The sequence below is a fragment of the Actinophytocola sp. genome (genome assembly GCF_045807065.1).
Taxonomy (GTDB): Bacteria; Actinomycetota; Actinomycetes; order Mycobacteriales; family Pseudonocardiaceae; genus Actinophytocola.
Genome location: NZ_JBJMIE010000654.1, coordinates 1 through 5045 on the forward strand (window position 1 = coordinate 1; position 5045 = coordinate 5045).

The following is a 5045-nucleotide window of genomic DNA, read 5'->3' on the forward strand; positions in this document are numbered from 1 at the left end:
CGGTGGTGGCGGAGGCCATCGTGCTGCTGGAGGCGTCCGGCCTGGACGCGTCGGTCGGCCTCGACGTGCTGGCGGGCGGGCTCGCCGGCAGCCGGATCCACGAGCTGAAGCGCGAGACGATGGTGGCCCGGGAGTTCCAGCCGGGTTTCCGCATCGACCTGCACCACAAGGACATGGGCATCATCCTCGACGCCGCGCGAGACGCCGGGGTGGCGCTGCCGGTCGGCAACCTGGTCGCGGCACTGATCGCCTCGGCGCGTGCCCAGGGCTACGGCCAGCTGGACCACTCGGCGTTGCTGAAGGTCGCCGAGGGCCTGTCCGGAAAGGCGGGCGCGGCGTGATCCCCTGCATGGAAGCGGCCGTCGCCGTGATGGAGTCGGAGGGCGTGGACACCGTCTTCGGCATCCCCGGCGCCGCGATCCTGCCGCTGTACGCGGCGTTGCGGACGAGCGGCATCAGGCACATCACGGTGCGCCACGAGGAGGGCGGCACGCACGCGGCGGACGGCTGGTCCCGCGCCACCGGCAAGGTCGGCGTGAGCATCGGCACCTCGGGTCCCGCCGGCACCAACATGATCACCGGCCTGTACACCGCGCTCGCCGACTCCATCCCGATGATCTGCATCACCGGGCAGGCGCCGAGGGCGAAGCTGCACCAGGAGGCCTTCCAGGCGGTCGACATCGTGGAGATCGCCAAGCCGGTGACCAAGTGGGCCGTGCAGCTGAAGGAACCCGGCCAGGCGCCGTGGGTGTTCCGGGAGGCGTTCCGGCTCGCGCGGTCCGGGCGCCCGGGACCGGTGCTGATCGACCTGCCCCTGGACGTCCAGAGAGGACTGTGCAACTACGACCCGGAGCTCGACGCGCCCCTGCCCGTCGACGTCCCCCAGCCGCATCCCGCGCGTGTCCGCGCCGCGGTCGAGCTGCTGGCGGGCGCGCGGCGCCCCCTGATCCTGGCCGGCGGTGGCGTCATCATCGCGGACGCGGCGGTCGAGCTACGGGCCCTGGCCGAGGCGATGCGCGTTCCCGTGCAGGTGACGCTGATGGGCAAGGGCGCGTTTCCCGAGAACCACGAGCTGTTCGCCGGCATGGCGGGCATCCAGACGCAGACGCGCTGGGGCAACCAGGCGTTCCTGGAGAGCGACGTGGTCCTCGCGGTCGGCGCGCGCTTCGGCGACCGGCACACCGGCGACCTGGACGTGTACCGGGGCGACCGCAAGTTCATCCACGTGGACATCGAGCCGACGCAGCTCGGCAGGGTGTTCGAGCCGGACCTGGGCATCGTCGGCCACGCCAAGCCCACCCTCGCCGCGCTGACCTCGGCCGCCCGATCCCGCGCGCCGCACGGGGACGCGTGGCCGTCGCGGGTCGCGTCGCTGCGGTCGTCGCTGCCCCGCCGCGACGACTTCGACGACGTGCCGATCAAGCCGCCGCGGGTGTACCGGGAGATCAACGAGCACTACGGCGAGGACACCACGTTCGTCACCGCCATCGGGCTCTACCAGATCTGGTCGGGGCAGTTCCAGCACACCTACCTGCCGCGCCGGTACCTGGTGTGCGGCCAGGCCGGCCCGCTCGGCTGGGAGGTCCCGGCCGCGATGGGCGTGAAGTGCGCGTTCCCGTCGCGGCGGGTCGTGGCCGTGGCCGGCGACTACTCCTTCCAGTTCCTGATGGAGGAGATCGCGGTCGCCGCGCAGTACCGCATCCCGTTCGTGATCGTCATGGTCAACAACGAGTACCTGGGCCTGATCCGCCAGGCCGAGCTGCCGTACGACATGAACTACGCGGTGGACCTGCACTACGGCGAGGGCGGCGTCGACCACGTGAAGCTGATGGCGGCGTTCGGCTGCCCGGCCCGCCGCGTCGAGCACCCCGGCGACATCCGTGCCGCCCTGGAGTGGGCCGACGCGGAGTCGGAGCGGGAGTCGCTGCCGGTCCTCGTCGAGATCATGGTCGAACGCGAGGCCAACGCGGCGATGGGCCCGTCCCTGGACCAGATCAAGGAGTTCGAACCCGTCCCGGAACTGGCGGTCAGCGACTGACGCCGGCCGGGGCACGTTCCGCGCAGTCGACCGCCGCCTGGACCAGTGCGGCGAGCGGGCGTGAGCGGGCGTCCTCCGGCCACGCGATGGCCAGGGTGGACAGTGGACCATCGGTGACCGGGACGCAGGTCAGGCCCTGGCGGAGGTGGTGTTCGGCGGAGGCGGGGAGCACCGCGACCGCGCGGCCCAGCGCGATCAGCTGCGTGAGCTGGGCGGTGTCCGTGACCAGCGGGCCCCCGTTCGGCGGCGAGCCCGGCCAGTGGGGGAGCTGCTCGTCCGCGAGGTCGGCCATGGTGACAGACGGGCGGTCCGCCAGGCGGTGCGTGCGGGGGAGCACCACCACGGCCGACTCGGTCAGCAGCTCCTCGTAGGCGAAGCCGGCCGGGTCGTCGTGCGGGAAGCGGAGCAGGGCGGCGTCCGCGTGGCCCTCGCGGAGGAGCACGCTCTGCTCGCCGATCCCGCAGATCCGCAGGTCCACGTCGGCGCCGTACCTGGCGAGGATCTTCTCCAGCAGGCCGCCGTCGCTGTCGGGCTTCATGGCCAGGACGAGGCGCTCGCCACCGACCCGCTGCGCCCGGCGCTCGGCGGCGGTCAGCGCCGTCAGGGCCTTGCGGCCCTCGTGCAGGAGCACCGCGCCCGCCTCGGTGAGCCGCACGGACCGGCTCGTGCGGTCCAGCAGCGTCACCCCCATCCGCCGTTCCAGCTGCTGGATCGTGCGGGACAGTGGCGGCTGGGCGATGCCGAGGCGGGCCGCGGCCCGGCCGAAGTTCAGCTCCTCGGCCACCGCGACGAAGTAACGAAGCTCCCGCGAATCCATACCTCCAGGGTATCCCTGCCGACCCAGCCGGTCTTGGACGCGGTGCCGCGCCGCGACCAGGCTGGGTACATGACTACAGCACTGGTGACCGGGGGCAACAAGGGAATCGGCCTCGAGATCGTGAAACAGCTCGTCGCCGAGGGGATCGACGTCTACCTCGGCGCGCGGGACGTCGAGCGCGGTGAGAAGGCCGCCGCAGACACGGGTGCCCGTTTCGTCCAGCTCGACGTGACCGACCCCGAGTCGGTCCGCCGGGCGGCCGAGAGCATCGACCAGCTCGACGTGCTCGTCAACAACGCGGGGATCATCGGCGGGCCGGGGCAGGCGCCGGGCAGCGTCGACCTCGACGCGGTACGACGGGCGTTCGAGACCAACGTGTTCGGCGTCATCACCGTGACCGACGCCTTCCTGCCGCTGCTGCGGCGGTCGGCGCACCCGCGGATCGTCAACGTGTCCAGCAGCGTCGGGTCACTGTCCCGCATGCTCGGTGACGAGACGCCGATCGGCCTCGGCTACCCGCCCTCGAAGTCCGCGGTCAACGCCATCACCCTGCAGTACGCCAAGGCGCTGCGGGACACCCCGTTCAAGATCAACGCGGTGTGCCCCGGCTACTGCGACACCGATCTCAACAACCACAACGGCCACCGCCCGCCCGCCCAGGGCGCGCGCATCGCCGTGGCGATGGCGACCCTGGGCGACGACGGCCCGACCGCGGGCTTCTACGACGACGACGGCGCCGTCGCCTGGTGAGTGCGCAGCCACACCGCCGTGTCCGGCGGCAGCGTGGTGCCCTCCAGGTTCCCGCTCGCCAGCAGCACCTCGGTGTGCGGGGGTAGTTCGGACGGCGTGGTGGACAGGTTCACCAGGCACGCGAAGGTCTCGTCGCGGGCGAACGCCAGCACGCCGTCCGGCTGACCGGCAAGCCAGGTCAGCGAACCGTCGCCCAGGGCGGGCTCGGTCCGGCGCAGCGTCAGGGCACTGCGGTACAGCTCCAGCATCGACCCCGGGTCACCGGTCTGGTCCTCCACTGTGGACCCCGCCCAGCCCGCCGGCTGCGGGAGCCACGGCGCCGTGCCGGTGGCGTTGAAGCCGTACGGCGGCTCGGTGCCCGACCACGGCACCGGCACCCGGCACCCGTCCCGGCCGATGTCGGCGCCCCCGGTGCGCGTGAAGACCGGGTCCTGGCGCACCTCGTCCGGCAGGTCCTCCACCTCGGCCAGGCCCAGCTCCTCGCCCTGGTAGATGTACACGCCGCCGGGCAGGGCCAGGGTCAGCAGGGCGGCCGCGCGGGCGCGCCGGGTGCCCAGCTCGAGGTCGGTCGGCGCCTTGTGCTGCCGGTCGGCGAAGGAGAACGACGTGTCGGCGCGGCCGTAGCGGGTGACGTGCCGCGTCACGTCGTGGTTCGACAGGACCCAGGTGGCCGGCGCGTTGACCGGGGCGTGCGCGGCGAGCGTCGCGTCCACGACCTCGCGGAGCCTCGCCGCGTCCCACGGGCAGGACAGGAAGTCGAAGTTGAACGCCGAGTGCAGCTCGTCGGGCCGCAGGTACATGGCGAACCGCAGCGGGTCGGGCAACCACATCTCGCCGACGAACACCCGCTTGTCCGGGTAGGAGTCGGCGATCCGGCGCCACTCGCGGTAGATCTCGTGCACGCCGTCGAGGTCGGAGTACGGCAGCCGGCCGTTCGGGTCGGCGACGTCCGGCAGCCCGTCCTCCTTGACCAGGCCGTCGGCGACGTCGATGCGGAAGCCGTCGACGCCGCGGTTGAACCAGAACCGCAGGACGTCGACGAACTCCGCGTGCACGGCCGGGTTCGTCCAGTTCAGGTCCGGCTGCCGCGAGCTGTACAGGTGCAGGTACCACTGGCCGTCCTCGACCCGCGTCCACGCCGAGCCGCCGAAGCGGGACTGCCAGTTGTTGGGCGGTCCGTCGCCGACCCCGTCGCGGAACCAGAAGCGCTCGCGTTCCTTCGAGCCGCGCCCGGCGGCGACCGCGGCCCTGAACCAGGGGTGCTCATCGGAGCAGTGGTTCGGCACGATGTCGATGATGATCCTGATGCCCAGGTCGTGCGCCTCGCTGATGAGCAGCTCGGCCTCCGCCAGTGTGCCGAACACCGGCTCGATGTCCCGGTAGTCCGACACGTCGTAGCCGCCGTCGTCCATCGGCGACGGGTACCACGGGTTGAACCAG

General features: G+C 72.2%; 5 protein-coding genes. 3 read left to right on the plus strand and 2 right to left on the minus strand.

What is annotated here, in order from left to right; genetic code table 11:
- Both ACJ73U_RS38490 and gcl read left to right on the plus strand, forming a co-directional pair.
- The coding region (locus tag ACJ73U_RS38490) for an NAD-binding protein (RefSeq protein ID WP_407782703.1) at positions 1-341 on the plus strand (341 nt) is incomplete at its 5' end.
- Between the two features lie 8 nt (positions 342-349).
- The gene (gene gcl, locus ACJ73U_RS38495) at positions 350-2038 is read left to right on the plus strand and encodes a glyoxylate carboligase (RefSeq protein ID WP_407782704.1); all 1689 of its coding nucleotides are present in this window, start codon (positions 350-352) and stop codon (positions 2036-2038) included.
- Here gcl and ACJ73U_RS38500 read toward each other — a convergent pair.
- Positions 2028-2855 carry a LysR family transcriptional regulator gene (locus tag ACJ73U_RS38500; RefSeq protein WP_407782705.1) on the minus strand — a complete coding sequence of 276 codons (828 nt, stop codon included), beginning with the start codon at positions 2853-2855 and terminating at the stop codon, positions 2028-2030. The genes gcl and ACJ73U_RS38500 overlap by 11 nt on opposite strands.
- 69 nt (positions 2856-2924) lie before the next feature.
- Between ACJ73U_RS38500 and ACJ73U_RS38505 the strand changes: the two genes are divergently transcribed.
- Positions 2925-3605 (plus strand): SDR family oxidoreductase, encoded by a 681-nt coding sequence (locus ACJ73U_RS38505; RefSeq protein WP_407782706.1) that lies wholly within the window; start codon positions 2925-2927, stop codon positions 3603-3605.
- On the opposite strand, the gene ACJ73U_RS38510 is transcribed toward ACJ73U_RS38505, so the two are convergent.
- Positions 3575-5045: glycoside hydrolase family 13 protein (locus ACJ73U_RS38510; protein WP_407782707.1), on the minus strand; the 1471-nt coding region annotated here is incomplete at its 5' end. The genes ACJ73U_RS38505 and ACJ73U_RS38510 overlap by 31 nt on opposite strands.